This window comes from Algoriphagus locisalis (assembly GCF_900116615.1).
Taxonomy (GTDB): Bacteria; Bacteroidota; Bacteroidia; order Cytophagales; family Cyclobacteriaceae; genus Algoriphagus; species Algoriphagus locisalis.
Genome location: NZ_FPBF01000009.1, coordinates 125,776 through 151,126, shown reverse-complemented (window position 1 = coordinate 151,126; position 25,351 = coordinate 125,776). Strand labels below are relative to the sequence as shown.

Genomic DNA, 25,351 nt, shown 5'->3' with positions numbered 1-25,351 from the left:
ATTTAAGGGAAAAAGTCCTGAATAGCCTTAACTACATATTCTATTTCCTCCTCCTTAATCCAAGGATTTAAGGGCAAAGAAAGTCCTCGCTGGCTCAGGTTTCTGGCATTAGTAAAATCGCCCTCGCTTCGAAATGGCTTCATATCCGGCAAAATATAAGGATAATGGATTGCTGTTCCGATTCCTTTTTCCAGAAGAAAATCCTTCAGATCATCTCTTCGACTAGTTTGAACCACAAAAAGATGGGAATTGTGATTCTCTTCCAAAATACCTGATGGGAGTTGCAATCCTTTACTATCTGAAAGTCCTTCCAAATACATTTTTGCATACTTCTTTCGAGTAGCTTGGAACGAATCAAATCTTTCCAGGAAAATATTTAAAAACCCAGCTTGAATAGAATCAATCCGACTGTTTCTCCCAACCATTACGTGTTTATCGCGTACCTCCTGACCGTGATTGAGCAGCATTTTTATTCGATCGTTCAAGTCTTCATTATTGGTTAAACACATTCCAGCTTCACCTAAAGCCCCCAAATTTTTGGTTGGATAAAAGCTCATGCAACCCACATCTCCAAAAGTTCCGGCAGCTTTTCCGCCCTGAAAAGACCCAACCGATTGAGCTCCGTCTTCAATGACAAAAAGGTTATGCATTTTAGCTTGAGTCATCAACCTTTCCATATCCACCATCTTCCCATACAGGTGAACAGGAATCACAGCTTTAGTCTTTGGTGAAATGGCTTTTTGCCAATCAGAAGCTAGCAAACCATCTTCATCTGTATCCCAAAAAACAGGGGTTGCTCCTACTAGGGCCACAACTTCGGCAGTGGAAACCCAGGTCATCGCAGGAACAATCACTTCATCGACCTGCCCAATTTCTAATGCTCGTAAAGCCAATTCTAGTGCATCGGTTCCGTTTGCGCAGGCAATTGAAAAGGATGATTTGAGATAATTTGAAATGTGAGATTCTAAAAGCTCCACTTCCTCTCCTCCAGAAAAAACACCTTTTTCCAGCATTTCAGAAAACTTTGATTTCAAAGCATTTTTCAGCTCCTCATCTATTCTTTTAAGATCAAGAAACGGAATCTTCATCCAATAATTTCGCTAATTGCAAACTTAGATTTCTTCGGGAATACTGATCAATCCCTGTTGCTGGCTCAGCTTTCCCGCTGCGCTCAAACAACTTCCTCAGACTGACTTGAATAGCGACATGATCTGAATGCGTAAAAACCTCTCCAGCCTCAGATTCTTTTAAAATCTTTGCAGAATCCCCTTCAGGATCGCCTAATGCTAAAATTGGCAAAGTAGTCGCCATGTATTCAAAAAGCTTTCCCGGGATATTTCCCTTTGCATTTTTAGTATTAGTAAGGATCAAGGCCAAAGCATCTGCTTTCTCATAAAATCCAAAAACTTCCTGATGGGAAACATATCCTGCAAAAATCACATGAGCGGAAAGCCAGGAGTCTGAGCCTATTTCATCTCGAACTTGATCACTAACTCTTCCCACAAAGGTAAATTTCACTTCTCCAGTCTCCTTAGAAAACTCCTCCTTCATGGCTTTGAGCAGAGGCATCGGGTTTCTGATTGAGTCTATTATTCCAGTATAGACGAGATGTAAACTCCCGGCTTTTTTCTCTCCCACAGAAAATTCTTGTGGTATATCTGTATCATCAAAACCATTAGTGATCAAGTTGATTTTACGACTTGCCAATTGCTCCAAATCATGCTGGAAAGTGGGTGAAATTGTTGTCACAACATTTGCCTCACTCAGGACCTCTCTCTCTAATTTCTTATGCTTATTTCGAACTTGGTTTTGCATGGGAAGCTTGTCCAGAAACTCCCACTGAGACCAAGGATCCCGGAAATCAGCAAGCCAGAATATCCCAGTTTTTCGTTTCAAATCTCTTCCGATCAAATGCATGGAATGAGGCGGACCAGTTGTGATGATAGCTTGAAATTGACCTTTCTCTATCAAATCTGTCAGGAATTTCACCGAAGGTTTCACCCAAAAAACACGGGGATCTGGAACCATCAGGTTTGCTCTTAACCAGATGGCTGCTTTTTCTATAAAACTCTGCTCCTTTTGCTCCAGGACTCTTCCTGGATGCGATTCTTTTTTCCCACGAATTCTATCCAAAAGTTGATAAGGTTCCCAGATCGGGAATTTCATTACCTCCAGATCTTTGGAGATTTCCTTTTCCAGCGATTCATCCTTCAGGTCAAAATCAGGATTCTCCGGTGTAAAAATCACAGGTTCCCAACCTGCTTCAGGCAAATATTTAGCAAATTTCAGCCAACGCTGCACGCCGGACCCTCCACTTGGTGGCCAATAATAGGTGATGATTAAAACTCGTTTCTTCATAAGTATATCATGTCCTAAGTCTAAAGTACCAAGTAGCCGGCCATAAAATCAAATATGAGAAAAAACATTAAGTCGCGGTGTTCTGTCAATGATTGGAGTCTTCCGACTTGAGTCTATTTCAATGCAGTCTTCAGACTGCTTCTTATTATTTGATCGATAGAAGTCTGAAGACTTCATTTTTTTGAGTCCAAGTCTTGAGAACCAAACTCCGCTTCCACTGCACTACAAAAATAAGGGAGCAGGTCACCCCACTCCCTAATAATTTCAAATTTGAGATTAGAAATTTCAAATTCCTTTATTCTCCTTGTGCAAGAGAGTAACCTCTTACTCCGTCGAAGGAATATAAGTTCTCAGTTTTGATAAAGTCAAACCCAAGCTCTTCTACTTGCTTCAACAATTCACGCACCTGAGCATGAGTAATTGTTCCTTGCTCTGCATTCTGGAATCTACATCTCCAGTGATCCGTGCAGAAAGACTCACGCATTCCATCAGGGAATACTTTTATACCTCTATTAGTGATCAGCGTCAACTGAAGTCCATCAGCATTTGCCTGACGAAGCTTCTCTCCTAATACCTGAGGATCTCTTCCTGGCTCATCCCAATCTACAAACACATCCACGCCGATTAGCTCTTTTTTAGCTTTCGTCACCGGAGATACAAACACATTCATTGGAGTGGTGTCCTTATCAAATTCTGCCGGAACCATCGAAGAAGGAAGTTGACCCAATCGCTCAATCACAGCATTTGCAAACTCTTCAGTTCCAACTTTCTTGGTAGAAAGACCTTCCTGATAGATATCACCTGTATGGATTCCATCCTCCAAGGTCTTCATCCAGGCATTTGAGATTTTCTCTGCAATCTCAGGCTGACCAATGTGAACCAACATCATAATCGCGCCATTCAGCAGGCCAGATGGGTTTGCAATACCCATTCCAGTGATATCTGGAGCAGATCCGTGAATTGCTTCAAACATCGCTACTTCTTCGCCTACATTCGCAGAACCACCAAGTCCCACAGAACCTGTTACCTGTGCAGCTACGTCAGAAATAATATCTCCGTAAAGGTTTAGGGTCACGATCACATCGAAAGTCTCTGGTCTATCTGCGATCAAAGCTGTACCGATATCGATGATTTTGTGATCATTTTGAATATCTGGATATTCTTTAGCGATCTCATCAAAAGTCTTGTGGAAAAGACCATCAGCAAGCTTCATGATGTTATCCTTAGTCATACAAGTCACTTTCTTGCGACCATACTTTTTAGCATACTCAAATGCATATCGGATAATTTTCTCAGATCCTGGCTTAGAGATCAATTTCAAAGACTGGAAAACCTCCTGAGTCTGTCTGTGCTCGATTCCTGCGTACAAATCCTCCTCATTCTCACGAATGATTACTAGATCAGTTTCAGGAAAATGCGTCTGGATAAATGGTGAAAAAGCTTTGCAAGGTCTCACGTTTGCATACAAACCGAATGAAGTTCGTGTGGTCACATTCAGCGACTTAAAACCACCTCCCTGAGGGGTGGTGATCGGTGCCTTCAAGAAAATTTTGGTTTCTCTCAGCGATTCGAAAGCATTCGGTTCCATTCCGGAACTGATTCCCTTCAGGTAAACTTGCTCTCCGATTTCGATAACATCGTATTCAAGTTGAGCCCCTGCGGCTTCAAGGATCGCCAAGGTAGCCGTCATGATTTCGGGACCGATCCCGTCACCATAGGCAACTGTAATTTTTCTTTTGGAAGACATATTAATATAGCGGTTTTAGTTAAAATTTGATTTTGAACAAAAGTAAATAAAAATGTGGAAGCAGGTTTTTGACCTAGGACAAAATCCACAATATCTCTGCTTTAATTACAAAAGGGGTAATTATCATTTACTTTAGGTACTTCATTTTCCAAGTATAGGTTTGGGATTGAATACCCTGCTTGTATATTTGTTTTATACTCATCTACGAACTATGGCTGATTTCAAAAATATCCTAACTGATGTGAAGAATGGTGTTCTCCATTTGACCATCAATAGAGAAGACAAAATGAACGCTCTGAATTTTGAGACTTTGGAGGAACTTAAGGAGATTTTTGAAGATGTATCGGACACCAAGGAAATCAAAGCGGTGATTATCACAGGTTCCGGTGAAAAGGCTTTTGTAGCCGGTGCCGATATCAGCGAGATTGCTTCGCTAAATGAGGTCAACGCACGCAAATTTGCAGAAAATGGCCAAGAGATTTTCAGCATGATTGAGAATTGCCATAAGCCGGTCATTGCTGTTACAAACGGTTATACACTAGGTGGAGGTTGCGAATTGGCTATGGCTTGTCATATGAGAATTGCCACTGCAAATGCAAAATTCGGTCAGCCTGAAGTAAACCTCGGAATCATCCCAGGTTATGGTGGCACTCAGCGTCTCACGATTTTAATCGGCAGAGGAAAAGCAAACGAACTCATGATGACCGGGGACATGATCGGTGCTGAAGAAGCAAAAAATTTAGGATTAGTAAATCATGTACTTCCTACCAAAGAGGAAGCATTGGCAAAGGCCGAGGAAATCATTGCCAAAATCCTAAGCAAAGCTCCACTGGCAATCGGCATGATCATAGACTGTGTGAACTCTGCTTTTGTGCCTGATGAAAATGGTTTCCAAACTGAAGCAAACAGTTTTGCCAGATGTGTGAAATCAGGTGATTACAAAGAAGGAACATCCGCATTTCTGGAAAAAAGACAGCCGCATTTCAAAGGAGAATAAGCTCCTTTACACTGAATGAGTAATTTCAAAAAACTAGCCGGACAAACCGCAGTTTATGGACTGAGCAGCATTCTCGGTCGATCGATTAATTTTTTAATGATTATTGTGTACACCGAATACCTCACAAAAGAGGCTATGGGCTCGTTCACAAGTATCTATGCGCTGATAGGCTTTATGAATATCGTCTTCACTTACGGAATGGAGACCACATTTTTTCGATTCGCTACGGGCAAAAACCTTGACGCCAATAAAGTATATAACTCTACCCAGTCCTTGCTTGTCACGAGCACGCTGCTTCTAGGCACCGGGCTATATTTGATGGCACCATTGCTAGCCGATTGGCTGGAATATCCTGGCCAAGCTTACTTATTCAGATGGACTGCTTTAATCCTTTCATTTGACGCCATTTTAGCAATTCCCTTTGCCAAACTAAGGCTGGAAAACAAAGCGCTGATTTTTGCAGGAACGAAAATATTCAACATCTTCCTGAACATCTTCTTTAACCTCCTGCTGATCGTTGGATTCCCCTATTTAATTGCGAATGGCATCATTTCAGAAGGATTTCTTGGCTATAGATCAGATTGGGGAGTAGAATATATTTTACTTTCAAATCTCTTAGCAAATGGATTGATTATTCCTTTTGTATGGTGGAAAGCAGGCTTTTTCCAATTCAAACTGGAAGGCACTATTATCAAACCCATGTGGACTTATTCTATTCCACTCTTATTTATGGGTTTAGCAGGAGTTACAAACGAGTTGTTTTCCAGATTCCTCTTCGAATATGTCTTGCCTCCAAATTTCTATGCAGGACTTTCGGCACGCGAAGCAGGTGGAGTTTTCGGAGCCAATTTCAAGCTTGCAATTATGATGAATTTGGTGATTCAGGCTTTTAAGTATGCCGCAGAGCCATTTTTCTTCAAACAAGCACAGGACAAAAACTCTCCTTTGCTTTATGCCAAAGTGATGCATGTTTTCATCCTGTTTTGTACCGTATTAATGATTGCGATTTCGGTAAACCTTGAATGGATGGGACCTCTATTTTTAAGACAATCAGGGTATGAAGAAGGGCTTTTCATAGTACCAACCCTTCTGATGGGTTATATGCTGCTCGGCATCTATTTCAATCTTTCGATATGGTTTAAAATCACCGATCAGACTAAATACAGTTTTTGGATCACCTTAGTTGGAGCAATTCTTACTATTGCCATCATATTCGTTTTCGTTCCCATTTGGGGCTATTTGGGCGGCGCCCTCAGCACGATATCCTGTTATTTTGTGATGTGCTTACTTTGCTACCTTTACGGCCAAAAATATTACCCCATTCCTTATCAGACTGGAAAAGGGATATTTTATTTATTATTCTCCTTCTCATTAAGTTACTTGGGTTTTTATTTAAATATTGGAATACCAGTTCTTGATTTCTTTTTAAGAAACAGTCTGATTTTGATTTATATAGGACTTATTTTCTTTCTGGAGAAAGAGCAAATCATGGCCTATTTCCCAAAAAGTAAAAAATACTAGTGTTTATTTTTAGTAAACCCGGGATCATTTTTAGATCAATAATCGTTAGAAACTCGAAGGTTTATAAAGCTTTCACTCATCTCATTATAATTACAAACAAAGTCTAATTGCATAAAAGGCATTATGTTTGTGAATTCAAGCTGCAGTCCCGATTTCCCGTGAATTTCAAAAGAACACTACTTATATTTCTCCTTGTCTCCGTAGGCTTAACGTCATGTTTTTCCCAGGAGAGGCTATCCAAGAAAGAGCGCAAAGCTTTATTAAGCGAATCTCAAGGCACCCGATATTTCATCGAAGGCGAGAAAAACCTGGTGCTTGATGATCTGGAGAAAGCATTTTTCTATTTCCAAAAAGCCATGGAATTCTCTCCTGACGAACCTGCGATTCATTATAAAATCGCTGAGATTTTGGTGAAAGCAAATCAGGCTGAAAAAGCTATGCCTTATGCCATGAAAGCTGCTGAACTGGACGGGGAAAACAAATACTACTCCTTGATGCTAGCGGAGATTTATACAAATCTTCAGCAACCACTCAAAGCAGCAGAAATTCTTGAAAAACTGACAGCAGACGGAGAAAACAATCAACAATACAATCTAGATCTCGCGTCAATTTATCTGAATGAAAAAGAGCTGGATAAAGCGCTAATTGTATTGGATCGTGCGGAAGCATTTTATGGTATAATGGAACCTATCACCATCCAAAAGCAGCGAATCTACCTGAGTAAAAACAACCTTGCTAAAGCAATCGAAGAAGGTGAGAAACTTGTCGAAGCTAGACCCGGAAATCCTACCTATGTCATGAATCTGGTGGAAATATTGTACAACAACAATAGAGTAGATCAGGCATTGGCATTGGTTTTTGAAGAAATCAACAAATACCCGAATCAGCCAGAACTGCAAATGGCGGCACATACCCTGCTGAAGGAAAAGGGTAACATCGAGGAGTCCAATCGTTACTTATATTCAGCCTTTGCCAGCCCAGACCTTGACGCGGAGGTCAAGTCCAAGGCGTATGGCAGTATTTTAACAGAAATCAAAACTCCCGAAAGGGAATTACTCCTAGATAGCTTGGAGTCGCTAATTGCTAGCTCCACTCCTGAAAATGCTGAAATCTATGCCGCATTAGGCCAGAGAAGGATATTGGAACAGAAGAACAATGAAGCGATCGAATATTTTAAAAAATCACTTTTGCTTAATCCTAAAAACCCAAAAATGCTTGAGCAAGTGATTTTGGGATCTTTCGGCGAGGATGCTGATTTCGAGGAATTGGAAAAATTTACTGTTTTAGGTGTAGATGAATTTCCCGAAAATCCAGAATTCTGGTTCTATGACGGCGTGGTAAAATCCGCCCAAAAGCAGGACGAAGAAGCCGTAGTTTCTCTGAATAAAGCTATCGAGCTCAACGCAAATAAAAATCCTCAGCTGGACCAAGTGGCTTTTGGCTCGCTTGGGAATTCGCTTTATAACTTAGGTGAAAAAGAAGAAGCTTTCCGGAATTTTGACAAAGCCCTGGAAATCAACCCCAATGATGAGCAAGTCCTAAATAATTATTCGTACTTCCTTTCGTTGGAGAAGAAGAATCTTGAGAAGGCAAAGTCCATGTCTGATAAAGTTATTAAGCGTTTTCCTGATAATGGCACTTTCCTTGATACACACGCATGGGTTCTTTTTCAGTTGGAAGATTATGAAGGTGCAAAGAAGTACATGGATCTAGCCTTGAAACATGAAACAGAGCCGAGTGCTGTGATGTTGGAGCATTATGGCGATATTTTGTTCCATCTTGGCCAAAAGAATGAAGCATTGAGTTATTGGAAAAAAGCGGAAGGAAGTCCTGAAGCTTCAGATAAACTTTCACAGAAAATAAAAGAAGGAAAATACCATGAATAGACTTTTTGCAGGATTTGTGCTCCTTATCGGCTTAAGCCTACTTTTCTCCTGCTCCAAAAAGACGATAGTCTATCAGGCAGATGGCAAAATGGAAGATTTTTCTCCCGTTTATACAGACTACAATTACATGAGTGCCAAAGCCAAAGTGGTAATCGAAGAGGAATCCGGCAAAATAACCCGAGGAAGTTTAAATCTTCGTGCAAAAAAAGACTCAGTTTTGTGGTTTATCATTTCTCCAGGCATGGGAATGGAAGCTGTAAGAGGCCTAATCACGCAAGAAAAAATTCAAATTAAAGACAGAATCGGCAAGGAAGATGTAAATCTCACTTTTAAGGAATTTGAAGCTGTCTATGGGTTGAAATTATCCTTAGACATATTCCAAAACGTGCTTTTTGCAAATCCCCCTCACGAAGTAGATTACAAAGACAGATTGGTAAGAGTAGGAAAATCTTTTGAACTTACCCAAGTGCGGGACAAAGTCCGGTACTTTTCTAAGGTGGACGTAAACTATAGAAAGGTATCAGAATTAGTCAGCAACTCCTTGGATGACCGTGGATCTCTTCTGGCCAGTTATGCCACTTTTCAGGAGATTGACGCTAAGCCTTTTCCATTTGAAGTTCTCTACAAACTTGCTTATCAATTACCAGAAGGGGGACAAAACACCATTATCAATGTGGAATGGACCTCAGTTGACCCCTACTCCGATCCACTTAGCTTTCCCTTCAAATTTTGAATTGCATGTTTCGCAAAGTTCTAGTTCCATTTAGCATTCTGATTGGATTAATAGTTTTTTCAACTGGTGATCTAGCTGCGCAGACAAAAAAAACGCGTGAAGAACTAGAGAAACAGAAAGCAGAAGTACAGGCTAGATTGCTTGAATTTGACAAAATCTTAAAGCAAACGACTGCCACAAAGAAAAACTCCATCGGTGAGCTAAATGCCGTAACCCGTCAATTTCAAACACAAACCAGATTGGTCAACACCCTGGACAGGGAGGTAAAATTGATCAATCAGGAGATTCAAGAAACTGAGGATAAAATAGAAAGTTTGGAAGTACAGCTCAAAGAACTGAAAGCCGAATATGGCCGAATGATCTACAATGCATCTAAACTGAACCGAGGTCTTTCTATCGTCTCATTCGTATTCAGCTCTGCCAATTTTAACCAGCTTTACTCCAGGCTAATGTATTTGAAACAATATACAGATAGCCGCAAGCAGCAAGCCGCACAAATCGAAAAGTTGAGTCTTGAGCTTATAGATCAGCGTGCATTACTTGACGATAAAAAAGCGGAAAAAGAGAAAGTCCTTGCTGAAGAGCAAAAAGAACGTGCAGCTCTGGACAAAATGAAGCGTGAACAACAGGGCCTTGTCAATACCCTTACCAGTAAGGAAAAAGAAATTAAAAAACAGATTACTGCTACCAAAAAACAACAAGATCAGCTGAATAAGATGATCAAGCAGGTAATCGAAGATGAAATCAGACGTGCAGAAGCAGCGGCAAAGAAAGAAAATAGTACCGCGACCAAATCCTCTGGTAGCAGTATGCCGATGACACCTGAAGTAGCAGCCTTATCAAAATCATTTGCAGGGAATCAAGGTCGGCTACCATGGCCGGTAGAAACCGGATTTGTATCCCAAGGCTATGGGACTTACCCTCACCCTACCTTAAAAGGAATAACCATGGAAAGTGATGGGATAGACATCCGTACACAGCCTAACTCAAATATAAGGGCTGTATTTGACGGTACCGTCACTAAGATCACCACTATGCCTGGCTTTGGGGGTACGGTAATCATCAAACATGGTGAGTATTATACCATGTATAGCAAGCTGAAAACCATTTCTGTAAAATCGGGTCAAACTGTAAGTGCAAAAGACGTAATTGGTCAGGTCGCTACAGGAGCCGATGGCGAAGCGGAAGTGCATTTTCAGACTTGGAAAGGTCTGACTGTGATGAATCCTTCTGCATGGCTTACATCCAAGTAGCACTTAATTGCGTATATTCATAAAAAAGATGGACTGCTTTCCCGCTGAACTTTGTGTAAGCGGATCACAATTCTATCTTTGTATCCACATTTACCCTTAAACAAACACCATCATGACAACATTAGCTTTCTTTCAAAACATGGGCGGTGGCTCGATCGTACTGATCGTATTAGTCGTCCTTCTCTTGTTTGGTGCTAAAAGGATTCCTGAATTGGCTCGTGGCCTTGGTCGTGGTATCAGAGAATTTAAAGATGCTACAAAGGACATTCAGAACGACCTAGAAGAAGGTCTGAAAGACGACAAGAAAAAGTAATCTCTTAAGCCAATAAAATTGGAAAAATTCATTTCATTCGACGAGATAAAAAAATCGCTCGAAAAGAAGGAAACAGACTGTCGGGCGATAGTCCAATATTATCTTACAAACATTCAGACGAAGGCGCATCTCAACGCCTTCGTCGAAGTTTATGAGCAATCCGCTTTAACTCAAGCTGATCTCATCAATGAAAAATTGGCGAATGGAAATGCCGGCAAACTTGCTGGAATGGTCATAGGCATCAAAGACGTACTTTGCTACTCAGGCCACGAATCCAACGCCTCCTCTAAAATCCTCCAAGGCTTCGAATCCCAATTCACCACCACAGCGATCCAACGATTGCTGGATGAGGATGCCATTGTGATCGGCAGACTCAATTGTGATGAATTTGGTATGGGGAGTTCCAATGAGAATTCTGCCCATGGCAACGTATTAAATGCTGCGGATGAATCACGGGTTCCCGGAGGATCTTCTGGGGGTTCTGCCGTGGCAGTGCAGGCAAACCTATGTACAGTTTCTTTGGGGACTGATACGGGAGGCTCAGTAAGACAACCAGCAGCATTCACCGGAGTAATCGGAATGAAACCAACTTATTCCCGCGTATCTCGCTGGGGACTAATTGCTTACGCATCTTCCTTTGACTGTATTGGTGTATTTTCCCATACTGTAAAAGATAATGCTTTGGTGATGCAAATCATGGCAGGTCACGATGAATACGATAGCACTTCATCAAGAAAATCCGTATTGCCTTACAGTCAACTTTTGCATTTTGATAAAAAAGCCAAAGTAGCCTACCTAAAAGAGACACTAGATTCCCCTGCACTACAGCCTGAAATCAAAGCCAACACTTTGGCAGTTTTGGACAAACTCAAATCTGAAGGGCATAGTGTAGAAGAAGTTAGCTTTCCTTTACTTGACTTTATCCTCCCTACTTACTATATTCTAACTACTGCTGAAGCAAGCTCCAATCTTTCACGGTTTGACGGAGTGAAGTACGGATACCGCACTCCAAATGCCCACAACTTGGAAAGCATGTATAAACTGACGCGAAGTGAGGGATTTGGAGAAGAAGTCAAACGAAGAATCATGCTAGGTACATTTGTACTAAGCGCAAGTTATTATGATGCTTATTTCACCAAAGCACAGAAGGTCAGAAGATTAATAAAAGATTATACAGAGAATCTTTTGAATGAATTTGACTATATTATTATGCCGACTACGCCATCTACAGCGTTTAAGTTTGGTGAGCATAGTGGTGACCCGGTAGCAATGTACCTCGAAGATCTCTTTACAGTACAAGCTTCAGTGTCTGGAGTTCCGGCTATTTCTTTACCAAATGGAAAAGACGAGTCAGGGATGCCAATTGGATTGCAGGTGATTTGTAACTCGTTCAAAGAGGCCGAATTGTATGCGTTCAGTAACTATTTAACCGAACTAACATCCTAAAACCCATTATCCCAATGAAAAACCCTTTGTTCAGAAACTTCACACTTGCGCTTATCACATGTCTGATCCCCCTGTCCAAAGCCTTTTCTCAGGATGATGAATCCATCGCCGCCGCCCCCCTTCTAGATGAAGAGGTTTTACCCAATTATCATTACGAATACATTCCAGATTTCACCTATGACGAAATAGATCGCCGGGTGAAAGCAATGGATCATGAGATGGCTTTTGAGCTAAATGATCGCGTTTTTTCCTTCATTCAGTACTTTACGGTAAGAAACAGAGACTATACTAAAATGGTCTTAGCTCGCAAGGAGCTTTTTTTCCCAATGTTTGATGAGATGATGGCCAAGCATGAAATGCCCCTTGAAATCAAATACTTATCAATCATTGAATCTGGACTAGATCCTCAAATCAGATCCCGTGTAGGTGCGATGGGTCTTTGGCAGTTTATGCCGGCTACTGGTGGAATGTATGGTATGAAAATCAATAGTGAAGTAGATGACAGAATGGATCCGGAGCTTTCCACAGAGGCTGCCGCAAAGTATTTGAAATCACTTTACAGGATGTTTGGGGATTGGGAAGTAGCAATGGCTGCGTACAACTGTGGCCCAGGAAATGTGAGAAAAGCAATTAGAAGATCTGGCGGCAAAAAAACTTTTTGGGGAATTTACAATTATCTACCAAGGGAAACCCGCAGCTACGTACCTCAGGTACAGGCGATGTTGTATATCCTAAATCACTTAGAAGAGCATAACTTCCACCCGGAAGATCCTACCTACGTGGTAGAATACGAAAAAATTCGCTTTGATAGAGCACTGAGTTTGGACAAACTAGCAGAGCTAACAAACCTTTGCGTAGCGGATCTAAAAACTTTAAATCCTGCGATTAAGAATAGAAAATTGCCTGAAAGCAATAAAAGTATGGCGCTACGAATCCCAAGAACCAAAGTTCCATACATCAAAGAAAATCTTGCATGGTTAAATGATTCACTTAATAATGCTCCTACTATCCTACTGGCATCCAATATGGATGTTCAGTCTGTTGAAGAGTTAGCTCAGGAGATCAAACAAAATGGAACAACCTATAAAGTAAGATCAGGTGATGTCCTAGGCTCCATCGCCAGACGCCACGGGGTGACTGTCACCCAAATCAAATCCTGGAATAACCTTTCCTCTAACCTGATCCGGGTTGGGCAGACACTCAGAATCAACTCAGGTATGTCCGGCAATATCGCTACGACGCAAACAAACTCCTCAGGTCAAACCACCTATACAGTCCAGCCAGGAGATTCTTTATGGATAATATCCAGAAAACATGAGGGATTGACAGTGGAGCAAATCAAGCGCTTGAACAACCTGAATTCGAATAACATTAAGCCCGGTCAAAAACTGATAATTGGCTAATCCCACCCGAATTTCGCCGGAAGTTGTTAATTTTTTTTAAGTAATGGCAATATTCAATCCTAAATAAGGATAAATGTTCCGATGTCATTAATTTACCCTATCCAAGAATCAAATGACCAAAAATGAAGACCTTTTCATCCATTCTCATAGCCCTCGTTATGGGTATTGTACTTACTTCCTGTGAATCCGACGGAACAGGAGTGGACAGTTCCAAGCCAAAAGCCAGAGGCTCCATAGGGGAAATCATCTTAGTGATAGACTCAGTAAAATGGGCTGGGCCTGTAGGAGATCAGCTCAAAGAAATCTTTGAATCTGACATACCAGGTATGATCAGATCAGAAGCAAAATTCAAAGTAAATACGGTTGACCCTAGAGCAATGACACGTATGCTCAAAATGTCAACGAACCTGATTTACGTAACAACTTTTGATGACAAGGGATCCGCTAGCCAAGCTATAAATGCCCAATTTTCAAAGGAATCAAAAGAAAAGGCAATGAATGATCCAGACATCTATTCCTTGAGAATGGAAGATGAATATGCGATCGGCCAGGAAGTATTGTATTTATTTGGAAATACAGAAGAGCAACTTGTTGAAAACCTAAAGAAAAATGGAAGTCGCCTCCAAAATCTATTTGAAGTAAGAGAAAGAGGCAGATTGGAAAAAATAATCCTCGCAAGAAAAAATTCGGCAGCGGCAGTAGAAGCAAAAAATAACCTTGAAATTGAAATTAATGTGCCTGCATCCTATCAGGTGGCCAAATCAGAAGATGATTTTCTTTGGGTTAGACAAATCACTCCTAGTGCAAACAGGGCTGATATCAGTTTATTTTTCTATGAAACTGATTATGTCTCAGAGGAGCAAACTTTCCCAGCAAACATCCTAGCACTCAGAGACTCAATTACCAGACAGCATATTTTTGGAGATCCAGAAGACCCTACTTCCTATGTGGTATCTGAAAAACAAATTCCGCCAGCTTTCCGAAACATGGTGATTAATGATAATTTTACCACAGAAATAAGAGGCGCCTGGAAAACCAACAACACAAGTATGGGTGGATCCTACTTAGGTTACCTCATGATTGATCAGGATAAAGGAAAACTTTATTACATTGAAGGCTTCGTATTTTACCCTAATGAAATACACCGGGATGCCCTTCGTGAAATAGAGACAATTCTCCTCAATACTGATGTGAGTTGGCAGGAGGATCAGGGGGCCTAAAACCCAAATTATATCAGCTTTTATGGCAATCAAAATCCGCAAGGAAGACGCACTAAATTATCATACGCAAGGCTCGCCTGGCAAAATTGAAGTAAATCCAACCAAGCCGCTTTCTAGCCAAATGGATCTTGCGCTGGCCTATTCCCCTGGAGTGGCAGAACCCTGCAAGGAAATCGAAGCGGATGTAGAGAATGTGTATAAATACACCGCCAAGGGCAACCTCGTAGGTGTGATTTCTAACGGTACTGCCGTACTGGGACTTGGGGACATTGGCCCTGAAGCTTCCAAACCGGTCATGGAAGGAAAAGGAGTTCTTTTTAAGAAATTTGCCGGCATAGACGTTTTTGATATTGAGATCAATGAAAAGGATCCAAAAAAGCTAATCCAGATAATCAAGTCCCTCGAACCTACTTTTGGAGGGATTAACCTGGAAGATATCAAAGCGCCAGAATGCTTTGAAATAGAAACTGAGCTCAAGCGGGAAATGAAAATCCCCGTCATGCATGACGATCAGCATGGCACAGCAATTATTTCTGGAGCCGCCTTATTAAACGCTTTGGAGATCGTTGAAAAGGATATTTCAAAAATAAAATTAGTAGTAAACGGTGCAGGAGCCGCAGCAATATCCTGTACTCGATTTTATATTTCTCTTGGTATCAAAAAGGAGAATATTGTTTTATGTGACATCGTAGGGATCCTGAGATCAGATAGAACTGATCTGGATGAGATCAGAAAAGAATTCGCTACTGACAGAGAACTCTTTACTCTTACAGATGCCATGAAGGACGCTGATGTATTCCTAGGCCTTTCTGCCGGTAATATTGTCACCCAAGAACAGCTGATGTTAATGGCGCCAAATCCGATAGTTTTCGCTTTGGCAAATCCCGATCCTGAAATCTCTTATGACTTAGCTGTTGCTACACGTCCAGATCTAATCATGGCTACAGGCCGATCGGATCATCCTAACCAAGTCAATAACGTGCTGGGCTTCCCTTACATTTTCAGAGGTGCCTTGGACGTAAGAGCTACTGCCATCAATGAAGCAATGAAATTGGCAGCTGCTCATGCTATCGCAAAACTGGCGAAAGAGCCAGTCCCTGATATTGTAAATAAAGCCTACGGAGAGGATAAGCTTGGTTTTGGACGCCTATACTTAATTCCAAAACCACTTGATCCACGATTGATTACTACCATCGCTCCTGCTGTAGCAAAGGCGGCAATGGAGACTGGAGTAGCCAAATATCCTATCAAAGACTGGGATTCTTATGAACTTGAGCTTCAGGAAAGAATTGGAATTGACCAAAGACTGATGTCTGTGGTGATCGCCAGAGCCAAAAAAGACCCTAAACGTGTTGTCTTTGCGGAAGCTGATAATCGTAAAATCCTAAAAGCCGCTCAGATCATCCGTGATGAAAAAATCGGCGAACCAATCCTACTGGGTAATAAAGAAAAGATTTTGTCGCTTATAGCGGACAATTCCCTGGATCTAAATAATGTCACCATCATCGATCCTATGGAAGAAAAGGAGCAATTGAAGAAATTCGCTGACATGCTCTTCCAAAAGCGACACAGAAAAGGCATGACCGTTGGAGATGCAGCAAGACTTGTCACCCAACGAAATTACTTTGGTGCCATGATGGTGGATACAGGACAGGCAGATGCATTTATTTCTGGGCTTACCCGTGATTATCCAAAAACTATTTTGCCATCACTCCAGACTATTGGGGTAAAGCCTGGGGTAAACCGTGTGGCAGGCATGTATATCATGAACACCCCAAAAGGCCCATATTTCTTCGCAGATGCCACTGTAAACCTTAATCCTACCGCTGAAGAGCTGGTTGAGATTATCGGTTTGACTGCTGATGCGGTAAGATTCTTCAATATGGAACCAAGAATAGCCCTGCTCTCCTATTCCAACTTCGGATCTGCCAAAGGAGAAATCTCAGAGAAAATGGCTAAAGCAACAGCCATAGCGCAGAAAAAATACCCAGACTTGGTCATCGAAGGGGAAATGCAGGCGAATGTGGCAATCAATGAAGACATTCAGCGAGAAATGTACCCATTCTCCAAACTTATTCACAAGAGAGCAAATACACTTATATTCCCGGATCTGAGTTCTGGTAATATTGCCTATAAACTCCTTGCGGAACTAGGCAACTCAGAGGCAATCGGGCCTATTTTGCTAGGAATGAACAAACCAGTTCATATTTTGCAGCTGGGAAGTTCGATCAGGGAAATCGTAAACATGGTAGCCGTTGCAGTAGTCGATGCTCAATCCAGCAGTAGCTTATGATCGACTATCTAAGCGGAAAACTGGTTTACAAAGATCCAACTTATGTCATCATCGATGTAAATGGGATAGGGTATCATGTAAAAATATCCCTTCAGACATACACTGAAATAAAGGATGAGGAGCAGATCAAGCTTCTCACCTTTCTTCATATCAAAGAAGACGCACATACACTTTTTGGATTCAAGAAGGAAGATGAAAAGCGTCTATTTTTACTGTTGCTTTCTATCAATGGAGTAGGTCCGAGCACAGGTCTCATGATTCTTTCTTCCTTAAGCTCAGCCGAGATAGAGCAGGCAATTTTAGCCGGCGATGTAGCTACTATCCAACATGTCAAAGGGATAGGTGCAAAAACTGCTCAGCGTATTATTTTGGAACTTAAAGACAAAGTAGGGAAAGGCGGATCCGAAGCTCCTACCACTTCACTAGGATTTTTGAAATCCAGCAATAAAATCCGCGAAGAAGCGTTACAAGCACTTATTACGCTAGGTTTTCCTAAAGCTGCTGCTGAGAAAAATATAGCAACAGTGCTCAAAAAAACCACTGGAGAAATTTCATTAGAAGATTTAATTAAAGCATCTTTAAAGACATCATAATTTTAAGTTGAATTGACCTTTTTGAGTGTACTGACTTTTTTCGGGAGGAGGTTTCTTAGTAGTTGGCCAGAACTATTCATCCTATTTGGTCTTCTGCTTGCCTATTCCACTTCTGAGGCTCAACAAACCAATCCTGACAGTGTTCAGTCCCGGATTGATTCATTGAATCGAAGGAGACTAACCCCCTCGTATTTGCTTTGGCAAAACCTGAGGACGAATCCCCTATTCCCTACCCGCAATCCCTTTTTGCAGTCTCAGGTACCGTTTTTATCGGCTAGTCCTATTACTCAAAATGTAGAAGTAAAAGTCGATTCTACACTTCGATACAATGTAGTGGACCAGATTGATACAGTCCGTGTAGGGAATGAGCAAGAGTACGATTTTGAGCAATTTTCAAAGATTCAAGAATACAAAGTCAGGCAGGAATATTGGCGAAGCCGTGCCCGAGGAGGAGATGGAGAAAGTGCTGTAGAAGGAAGAGGCTTGATTCCTCCTTTGACTGTCAGTCCATCTTTCGACAGACTGTTTGGAGGAAGTGAAATCAACATCGTTCCATCAGGTTATGTCAACCTGGATTTTGGAGCGATTTTTCGAAGAGTGGACAACCCTACCCTACCGATCAGGCAGCAGCAGAATGGCGGGTTCAATTTTGACCAGCAGATCCAAATGGCTGTGAATGGTTCTTTGGGGGAAAAGATGAAAATAGCCGCCAACTTTGACTCAAACAATTCCTTTGACTTTCAAAACCAGATGAAACTTGAATTCGACGGTTTTGAGGAAGACATTATCCAATCTATAGAAATCGGTAATGTCAGTATGCCTGTGCAAAACCGCTTGATTCAGGGTGCACAAAACCTTTTTGGAGTAAAAACGCAACTCCAGTTCGGCAAATTAGGAGTAACTGCAGTCGCTTCTACACAACGTGGACGACGGGACAATTTGACCATAGATGCTAATGGGCAGGGCAGATCATTTGATATTCAAGCGTCTAAGTACGACGATAACAGACATTTCTTTATTGGACATTTCTTTAGGGACAATTACGAGCGCTGGCTGAGAGGCCTCCCTCAGGTTCTTTCCGGTGTAAACGTGACGAGAATCGAGGTGTACATCATGAACAGAGCCGGAAATACTGAAACGCTCCGAAACTTTGCTGCTTTCATGGATTTGGGGGAAGGTCATGTGATTTACAATCCTACCAACCCTGCCATCGGAACAGGAACCCCATCGGCTCCGGCTGGTAATTCAGCAAACCAACTTTATTCGAATATTTCAAGTAATCCTGCATTCCGTCCTTTTGACACAGGCTCCCGAGCGATGGAAAGCAGCTTAGGACTACGGAAAGGAATTGATTTCGAGCAAATAAACGGCGCAAGAAAATTAGAGTCAACAGAGTACTTTTTCAATCCACAATTGGGTTATTTATCACTCTTCCGAAGGCTTCAAAACGACGAAGTTTTGGCAGTCTCCTACGAATACACTTACAATGGTCAGGTATATAAAGTCGGAGAATTAACCGAAGACTATCAGAACAGGCAGGAAGATGAGTTGATTTTCATGAAACTTCTTCGTCCCGCCCGAATCAACACCCGGGTTCCAACTTGGGATTTGATGATGAAAAACGTCTATAGCCTGAATGCCAATCAAATCACCAGAGACGGTTTTCAGCTTCAGGTAATCTACAGAGATGATAGAACGGGATTAGACAATCCTTCGCTATTGGAAGGGGCAGAAGTAAAAGATAAACCATTGATTCGACTCACTGGATTGGATAACCTTAATCCCCAGAATGACCCCGCTCCAGATGGGAATTTTGACTTTGTGGAGGGGCTCACCATCCTCACTGATCGTGGCCTGCTGGTATTTCCAGTTTTGGAGCCCTTTGGGTCAAACCTCGAAAAATATTTCCAGCCAGGTGAAGTAGTGTTAAAAGAGAAATACGTCTATGATACACTTTATAAAACAACTCAAGCAGACGCAGAGCTAGTTACCCGTCTTAATAAATACTTTATAAAAGGACGATTGACAGCTGGATCGGCAAGTGAAATTCAGCTCCCAGGGCTTAATATTTCGCCAGGCTCCGTAATAGTGCAGGCAGGGAACATTCCATTGACAGAAGGTGTGGATTTTACCATTGATTACAATGTAGGAAGACTAGTTATCATCAACGACGCTATCCTTCAATCAGGTAAACAAATCAATGTAAGTTTTGAAAAAGCTGACTTAGTTTCCTTCCAAACCCGAAGCCTACTCGGGACCAGGCTGGATTATTTATTCAGTGACAAATTTAACTTAGGAGGCACATTCCTTTATCTAAATGAGCGGCCAAATGTCACCAGAATAGCTACAGGAAGTGAAACATTGAGAAACAGCATGTGGGGTCTGGACGGGAATTTCTCCGATGAATCCCGATGGCTAACAAAAATGGCTGATGCGCTTCCATTTACCAGTACCAAAGAGACTTCTCTTGTTCAGATCAGTGGAGAATTTGCACACCTGATTCCAGGAACTTCTAACCAAGTAAATGGAGAACCCGCATCCTATATCGATGATTTTGAAGCGGCAATTACACCTTACAATTTAGGGGGAGCTGCCAATCAAAACTGGAAACTAGCTTCCACTCCCCAGACTTTTGACAATAGATTTGACTTGAGCAATCAAACCGAAGATAATCTAGGTGCTGCATACCGTAGAGCAAGAGTCGCTTGGTACAATATTGACAATATTTTCTATCGTGACAATGGGAATGGAGTACCCCCAAATATTACCCGTGAAGACAGGAGAAATCACTATGTAAGACCAGTACTTCCCCAAGAAATTTTTCCTCAACAGGATAATGAAGTTTTAATCACTGCCGAACCTCTTTTTGAAATGGCTTACTTTCCGAGTGAGCGAGGAATGTACAATTATAATCCAAATCTGACTTCCGATGGTTTTCTGCCAAATCCTAAACTAAATTATGGTGGGATCACTAGAGCCATTACCACCGAAGTGGACTTTGACCGAACTAACATAGAATACATAGAATTCTGGCTTTTAGATCCTTTTATTGAGGGCGAAAATGGTAGAGTGCTAGACGGGAAATTCAATCAAAACAATACCACAGGTGGTAAACTTTTCATCAACCTAGGAGATATCTCAGAAGATATTCTAAAAGATGGTCGCCATGCGTTTGAAAATGGACTTCCGGCCGATGGTGATCCCGCAGAAACCGGGCAAAGTGAATGGGGGAGAATTACAAGAGAGCAATTTTTGCTGCCTGCATTTGATAATTCAGAGACATCCAGAGAGAATCAGGATGTAGGATTGGATGGCTTGAAAAATGAAGATGAAGTTGAGTTTTTCGGTTCTAGATTTTTAAATCGCCTAAACGTTAGCAATGTCGCCAGAAATGAAATCCTTGAAGATGTCTCTGGGGATTTGTTCAAGTATTACCTAGATGAAGAGTTTGATCAAAATGACACAAAAATTCTAGAACGCTACAAAAAATTTAACGGTATGGAGGGCAATACACCAGTATCAGCCAATCAAAACCTGCCTTACACTCCATCAGGATCCAACACGCCGGACAACGAAGATCTCAATACCGATAATACGATCAATGAACTGGAGAACTATTATTCCTATGAGATGGATCTCCAGCCAGGAGGCTTGGTCGTAGGGCAAAATAACATCGTGGATAAAACCACCGCAAATGTCAATGGGGAATCCGTAGATTGGTACCTATTCCGTATCCCGGTTCGTCAGCCAGATCGAGTGGAAGGCGACATCACAGGTTTCAAATCTATCCGTTGGATCAGAACTTATTTGACTGATTTCGAGCAGCCTGTAGTACTCAGAATGGCAAACTTCCGAATGGTAGGCAGCCAGTGGCGAGTATTCCAGGAATCTCTTTTCGAAAGAGGCCTGTTTGAAATCCCTGAACCTGACAACTCCAATGTCACGGTGGATGTGGTCAGCATCGAAGAAAACAGCCAGGGAAGTTCTACAGAAAGCCCCTATGTCCTTCCTCCAGGAATCATCAGAGATCGCGACAACACTTCTACGGTTGAAAGAAGACTAAACGAGCAATCGCTTCGCATATGTGTGGAAGATCTCGGAGCCAGAGATGCACGGGCAGTTTTCAAAAACGTACTCTTGGATTTAGTGCAGTTTGAGCGGATCAAAATGTTCCTTCACGCCGACAGTGAAGATGCAATGGATGGGGAAATTACTGCCTTTCTGAGACTTGGAACGGATTACACAGATAACTATTATGAAATAGAAGTCCCATTGATCATCACGCCAAAAGGAACCCGGGACCCGGCTTTGATTTGGCCTGCAGAAAATGAAATTGACATCGCTATCCAGGATATCGTAGGCGTCAAAGTAGCCCGAGATAACCAGCAAGTACCATTGAATATTCCTTTTTCACAGGATGTAGGACGCTATAAAGTCACCGTGGTAGGTCGTCCGGAGTTGAATCAATCCCAATCGTCGATGATCGGGGTGAGAAATCCCGGTACAAATGGAGGAGGAAGCAGAAGTATTTGTATCTGGGCAAATGAACTCCGTGTGACCGGTGCAACGAAATCGAATGGATGGGCAGCGAACGCCCTTATGAATGTTAAAATCGCTGATTTGGCAGTAGTGACTGGATCTGTAAGACACAGCTCCATTGGATTTGGAGGCTTGGAAACCAGATTGTCACAGCGAGCCAGACAAGCGACCACACAGTATGACATATCTACAAATGTGGATCTTCACAAACTTCTACCGGAGGCAATTGGAGTCAGTATTCCAATGTATTTCTCGATAGAAAACAGCACCACAAAGCCTGAATATGATCCATTGAACCCAGATGTGCCGTTTGAAGTAGCGCTACAAAAATTCGAGACACAGGATCAAAGAGATGCGTATCGTGACATAGCTGTAGATCAGGTAAACCGCAAAAACATCAGTTTTAATAATGTGAGAAAACTAAAAATGAATCCGGATTCGGAGAGCCGTTTTTATGACCTCAGCAATTTGTCGTTCTCCTATGCCTATGGAATAATGACTCAGACCAATGCCCAGATTCAGGATTATACCTATAAGACCTATCGTGGAAATGTCACCTACAGTTTTCAGCCTAAGGCAGTTAATTTTGAGCCGTTCAAAAACGCTGGATTCTTGGATTCACCGTACCTTAAACTGATTAAGGACTTTAATTTAAACCTATCTCCTACCCTAATTTTAGCCCGACTAGACATAGACCGGAAGCATTTGCGCTCGCAGTATAGAAATGATCAACTCAGTACTGCCGGAGTGGACCCACTTTTCCAAAAGAGTTTTTTCATGAATCGTTTTTATTCATTGAATTGGGATTTGACCAAAAACCTTCGAGTGGACTATACAGGAAGTGTCATGGCGGTGGTGGATGAACCTCAGGGTGATTTGGATACTGAGCAAAAGTCTGATTCGGTCAGATACAATGCCTGGAGATTTGGAAGACGCACAAACTATAACCACAGTATCAATCTGAATTACACCTTACCGTTGGACAAAATTCCATTTACCGACTGGATAAGAGCTGATTACAAATACAACACTACCTACACTTGGCTAACAGGCGCTATTGGTCAAAAAGACACCTTGGGTAATTCCATTCAAAACACCAGAGATCAATCTCTTAATGGTAAGTTTGACCTGATCAAACTTTATAGTAAAAATAAAAAATTAGCTGCGCTGAATGCCCCTAAGCGACCGAGCATTCCGGGTAGAACTGAAACCCAAGCCGAAGACACCATAGGAACTCCATTTACCAACAGCCTACTCAAAACGCTAATGATGGTGAAAGAAGTCACCTTCAATTATGGGAAAATTGAGGGTACTTTCCTTCCAGGCTATATGCCGAATACCGGACTTTTGGGGATGGATCGTGCCTTCGAAAACCCAGGTTTAGCATTCCTGTTTGGTAGTCAGGACCCAAATCTTAGAAACGAATTTGCGCAAGCAGGAATCATGGCTCCAAGCAGCGAGTTGACCCAAACTTTCAGGCAAAGCAGTGTAGTAAACATGAAGTTTGGAAGTATTGTTGAACCTTTCCAGGATTTCAAAATAACGCTTAACGCAACCAAACGAGAGGTGGGTGAATATCAGGAAATCTTCAGAAATTCCTTGGATAACCCTGGAGAATATGAGTCAATCAGCCCTAATCGCCTTGGTGCATACAGTATTACCACGATCATGCTCGGCACCAGCTTTAGTAAGGATGGGTTTGATAATGTTTCTCCATTATTCAATGATTTTGAGCAAAACAGAGCCATTATTAAAAATAGACTGGAAGCACAAGGCGGCGGAGGTGAATATTCCATCAATGGTCAGGATGTATTAATTCCAGCATTCATGGCTGCTTACAGAGGAAAAGATGCCGCGACATTCAACATGAATCCTTTTCCTAAAACCCCACTTCCAAACTGGCGGTTGGATTATCGAGGGCTTTCTAGACTGAAAGGGCTAAGTGACGTCTTTAGCAGTATCAATATCACGCATATGTACACCTCCACCTATGATGCCAGTAATTTTTCTAATTCTCTTCAGTATCAGCAAGGGCTGGAACTTTACAATACTTTGCAAAATATCCCAAGACCAACCCAAATAAATGAAGAAGGCCAATATATCCCTATTTATGTGTTAAATCAGGTTGTGATGACGGAACGCTTCGGGCCGCTGATCGGCATAGATATGCTAACGAAAGACAGGTTGAATATTGCTGTCAATTATAACAAGGAAAGGAGCTTAGGACTAAACTTCTCAAACGCCCAAGTGACAGAACAAAAAAGCAATGACTTCGGATTGACATTGGGCTATACCAAAGCGGGCATGAAAATTCCGTTTAAATTCCAGGGGAAACAATCTGTTTTAAAAAATGACCTAACGTTCAATTTAGATTCAAAAGTGGTAAGTACGACACAGATTCAGCGGAAGATCGAAGAAGGAAGTACCGTTACGAGCGGCAATTTGAATATTTCTATAAGACCGACTATCTCCTATCTGATCAATCAAAACCTAAATCTCACCCTTTATTTTGACAGAACGATTAATGAACCAAGGGTGACTACAGCATACAAGCGGACCTCCACCGCATTTGGAGGTCAACTTCGATTTAATTTAGGTCAATAGATTTTATCCTTGACTGATTCCTATTAATTTTGATTCCCATATTAACTATTTAAGAAAATGGATTTTCCTCAAGAACTAAAGTACACCAAAGACCACGAATGGGTTAAAATTGACGGTGATGTTGCAACCATTGGAATCACAGAATTTGCCGCAGGTGAACTAGGTGATATTGTCTATGTAGAAGTTGAAACTACAGGTGAGACCTTAGACACAAACGAAGTATTTGGCTCCGTGGAAGCTGTGAAGACAGTTTCAGATTTATTTATGCCAGTGGCAGGTGAGATTTTGGAAGTAAATCCGGCGTTGGAAAACTCTCCAGAATTGGTCAATGAGTCACCTTACGATCAAGGCTGGATGATCAAAGTAAAGATCACAGGAGACCTTCCATCCGATCTTTTGTCTGCAGCAGCGTATGCAGAATTAGTGGGAGAATAATCCGCTCGTT

The 25,351-nt window shown here is 41.7% G+C and carries 16 protein-coding genes; 13 read left to right on the top strand and 3 right to left on the bottom strand.

Annotated features, from left to right (window positions below; all coding sequences use genetic code 11):
* Positions 1 to 2 precede the first annotated feature (2 nt).
* The 3 genes from BM386_RS21220 to BM386_RS21210 all read right to left on the bottom strand — a co-directional run bounded on the left by BM386_RS21220 (position 3) and on the right by BM386_RS21210 (position 4,105).
* Complete coding sequence (locus tag BM386_RS21220; RefSeq protein WP_091697866.1) at positions 3 to 1,088, bottom strand: DegT/DnrJ/EryC1/StrS family aminotransferase; 1,086 nt, start codon at positions 1,086 to 1,088, stop codon at positions 3 to 5.
* Entirely contained in the window at positions 1,069 to 2,358 is a 1,290-nt protein-coding gene (locus tag BM386_RS21215) for a glycosyltransferase family 4 protein (RefSeq protein ID WP_091697864.1), read from the bottom strand. The genes BM386_RS21220 and BM386_RS21215 overlap by 20 nt, the downstream gene beginning before the upstream one ends.
* Before the next feature lie 295 nt (positions 2,359 to 2,653).
* The gene (locus tag BM386_RS21210) at positions 2,654 to 4,105 is read right to left on the bottom strand and encodes an NADP-dependent isocitrate dehydrogenase (RefSeq protein WP_091697863.1); all 1,452 of its coding nucleotides are present in this window, start codon (positions 4,103 to 4,105) and stop codon (positions 2,654 to 2,656) included.
* A 211-nt stretch (positions 4,106 to 4,316) separates the two neighbouring features.
* Between BM386_RS21210 and BM386_RS21205 the strand changes: the two genes are divergently transcribed.
* From BM386_RS21205 to gcvH, 13 genes are all read left to right on the top strand, one after another.
* Positions 4,317 to 5,102 carry an enoyl-CoA hydratase/isomerase family protein gene (locus tag BM386_RS21205; RefSeq protein WP_091697861.1) on the top strand — a complete coding sequence of 262 codons (786 nt, stop codon included), beginning with the start codon at positions 4,317 to 4,319 and terminating at the stop codon, positions 5,100 to 5,102.
* A gap of 15 nt (positions 5,103 to 5,117) precedes the next feature.
* Positions 5,118 to 6,623: a polysaccharide biosynthesis C-terminal domain-containing protein gene (locus BM386_RS21200; RefSeq protein ID WP_091697859.1), complete on the top strand. Its 1,506-nt coding sequence runs from the start codon at positions 5,118 to 5,120 to the stop codon at positions 6,621 to 6,623.
* A gap of 158 nt (positions 6,624 to 6,781) precedes the next feature.
* Positions 6,782 to 8,509, top strand: a complete 1,728-nt coding sequence (locus tag BM386_RS21195; RefSeq protein ID WP_091697857.1) for a tetratricopeptide repeat protein — start codon at positions 6,782 to 6,784, stop codon at positions 8,507 to 8,509.
* Positions 8,502 to 9,242, top strand: coding sequence for a lipoprotein insertase outer membrane protein LolB1 (lolB1, locus tag BM386_RS21190; RefSeq protein ID WP_091697856.1), 741 nt, complete (start codon positions 8,502 to 8,504; stop codon positions 9,240 to 9,242). The genes BM386_RS21195 and lolB1 overlap by 8 nt, the downstream gene beginning before the upstream one ends.
* A 5-nt stretch (positions 9,243 to 9,247) precedes the next feature.
* A complete protein-coding gene (locus BM386_RS21185; RefSeq protein ID WP_091697854.1) occupies positions 9,248 to 10,495 on the top strand; it encodes a murein hydrolase activator EnvC family protein in 1,248 nt (415 codons plus the stop codon).
* Positions 10,496 to 10,607: 112 nt separating this feature from the next.
* A complete protein-coding gene (locus tag BM386_RS21180; RefSeq protein ID WP_008202345.1) occupies positions 10,608 to 10,808 on the top strand; it encodes a Sec-independent protein translocase subunit TatA/TatB in 201 nt (66 codons plus the stop codon).
* An 18-nt stretch (positions 10,809 to 10,826) separates the two neighbouring features.
* Positions 10,827 to 12,254 carry an Asp-tRNA(Asn)/Glu-tRNA(Gln) amidotransferase subunit GatA gene (gene gatA, locus BM386_RS21175; RefSeq protein ID WP_091697853.1) on the top strand — a complete coding sequence of 476 codons (1,428 nt, stop codon included), beginning with the start codon at positions 10,827 to 10,829 and terminating at the stop codon, positions 12,252 to 12,254.
* Between the two features lie 14 nt (positions 12,255 to 12,268).
* Positions 12,269 to 13,657 (top strand): LysM peptidoglycan-binding domain-containing protein, encoded by a 1,389-nt coding sequence (locus tag BM386_RS21170; protein ID WP_091697852.1) that lies wholly within the window; start codon positions 12,269 to 12,271, stop codon positions 13,655 to 13,657.
* 122 nt (positions 13,658 to 13,779) lie between these two features.
* The gene (locus BM386_RS21165; RefSeq protein WP_091697851.1) at positions 13,780 to 14,877 is read left to right on the top strand and encodes a DUF4837 family protein; all 1,098 of its coding nucleotides are present in this window, start codon (positions 13,780 to 13,782) and stop codon (positions 14,875 to 14,877) included.
* 22 nt (positions 14,878 to 14,899) lie between these two features.
* The gene (locus BM386_RS21160) at positions 14,900 to 17,170 is read left to right on the top strand and encodes an NADP-dependent malic enzyme (RefSeq protein WP_091697849.1); all 2,271 of its coding nucleotides are present in this window, start codon (positions 14,900 to 14,902) and stop codon (positions 17,168 to 17,170) included.
* Complete coding sequence (ruvA, locus tag BM386_RS21155; RefSeq protein ID WP_091697848.1) at positions 17,167 to 17,763, top strand: Holliday junction branch migration protein RuvA; 597 nt, start codon at positions 17,167 to 17,169, stop codon at positions 17,761 to 17,763. Before BM386_RS21160 ends, ruvA begins: the two co-directional genes overlap by 4 nt.
* Positions 17,764 to 17,784: 21 nt before the next feature.
* Positions 17,785 to 24,906, top strand: a complete 7,122-nt coding sequence (gene sov, locus BM386_RS21150; RefSeq protein WP_091697968.1) for a T9SS outer membrane translocon Sov/SprA — start codon at positions 17,785 to 17,787, stop codon at positions 24,904 to 24,906.
* Positions 24,907 to 24,963: 57 nt separating this feature from the next.
* Positions 24,964 to 25,341, top strand: coding sequence for a glycine cleavage system protein GcvH (gene gcvH / locus BM386_RS21145; protein WP_091697846.1), 378 nt, complete (start codon positions 24,964 to 24,966; stop codon positions 25,339 to 25,341).
* Positions 25,342 to 25,351: the final 10 nt, after the last annotated feature.

What these genes read in the sequence shown, in the direction of transcription:
- BM386_RS21160 (WP_091697849.1), top strand. Translation starts at nt 14,900, where the DNA reads ATGGCAATCAAAATCCGCAAGGAAGACGCACTAAATTATCATACGCAA.
- BM386_RS21180 (WP_008202345.1), top strand. Translation starts at nt 10,608, where the DNA reads ATGACAACATTAGCTTTCTTTCAAAACATGGGCGGTGGCTCGATCGTA.
- lolB1 (WP_091697856.1), top strand. Translation starts at nt 8,502, where the DNA reads ATGAATAGACTTTTTGCAGGATTTGTGCTCCTTATCGGCTTAAGCCTA.
- BM386_RS21205 (WP_091697861.1), top strand. Translation starts at nt 4,317, where the DNA reads ATGGCTGATTTCAAAAATATCCTAACTGATGTGAAGAATGGTGTTCTC.
- BM386_RS21220 (WP_091697866.1), bottom strand. Translation starts at nt 1,088, where the DNA reads ATGAAGATTCCGTTTCTTGATCTTAAAAGAATAGATGAGGAGCTGAAA.
- gcvH (WP_091697846.1), top strand. Translation starts at nt 24,964, where the DNA reads ATGGATTTTCCTCAAGAACTAAAGTACACCAAAGACCACGAATGGGTT.
- BM386_RS21215 (WP_091697864.1), bottom strand. Translation starts at nt 2,358, where the DNA reads ATGAAGAAACGAGTTTTAATCATCACCTATTATTGGCCACCAAGTGGA.
- BM386_RS21210 (WP_091697863.1), bottom strand. Translation starts at nt 4,105, where the DNA reads ATGTCTTCCAAAAGAAAAATTACAGTTGCCTATGGTGACGGGATCGGT.
- BM386_RS21185 (WP_091697854.1), top strand. Translation starts at nt 9,248, where the DNA reads ATGTTTCGCAAAGTTCTAGTTCCATTTAGCATTCTGATTGGATTAATA.
- BM386_RS21165 (WP_091697851.1), top strand. Translation starts at nt 13,780, where the DNA reads ATGAAGACCTTTTCATCCATTCTCATAGCCCTCGTTATGGGTATTGTA.
- ruvA (WP_091697848.1), top strand. Translation starts at nt 17,167, where the DNA reads ATGATCGACTATCTAAGCGGAAAACTGGTTTACAAAGATCCAACTTAT.
- BM386_RS21170 (WP_091697852.1), top strand. Translation starts at nt 12,269, where the DNA reads ATGAAAAACCCTTTGTTCAGAAACTTCACACTTGCGCTTATCACATGT.
- BM386_RS21200 (WP_091697859.1), top strand. Translation starts at nt 5,118, where the DNA reads ATGAGTAATTTCAAAAAACTAGCCGGACAAACCGCAGTTTATGGACTG.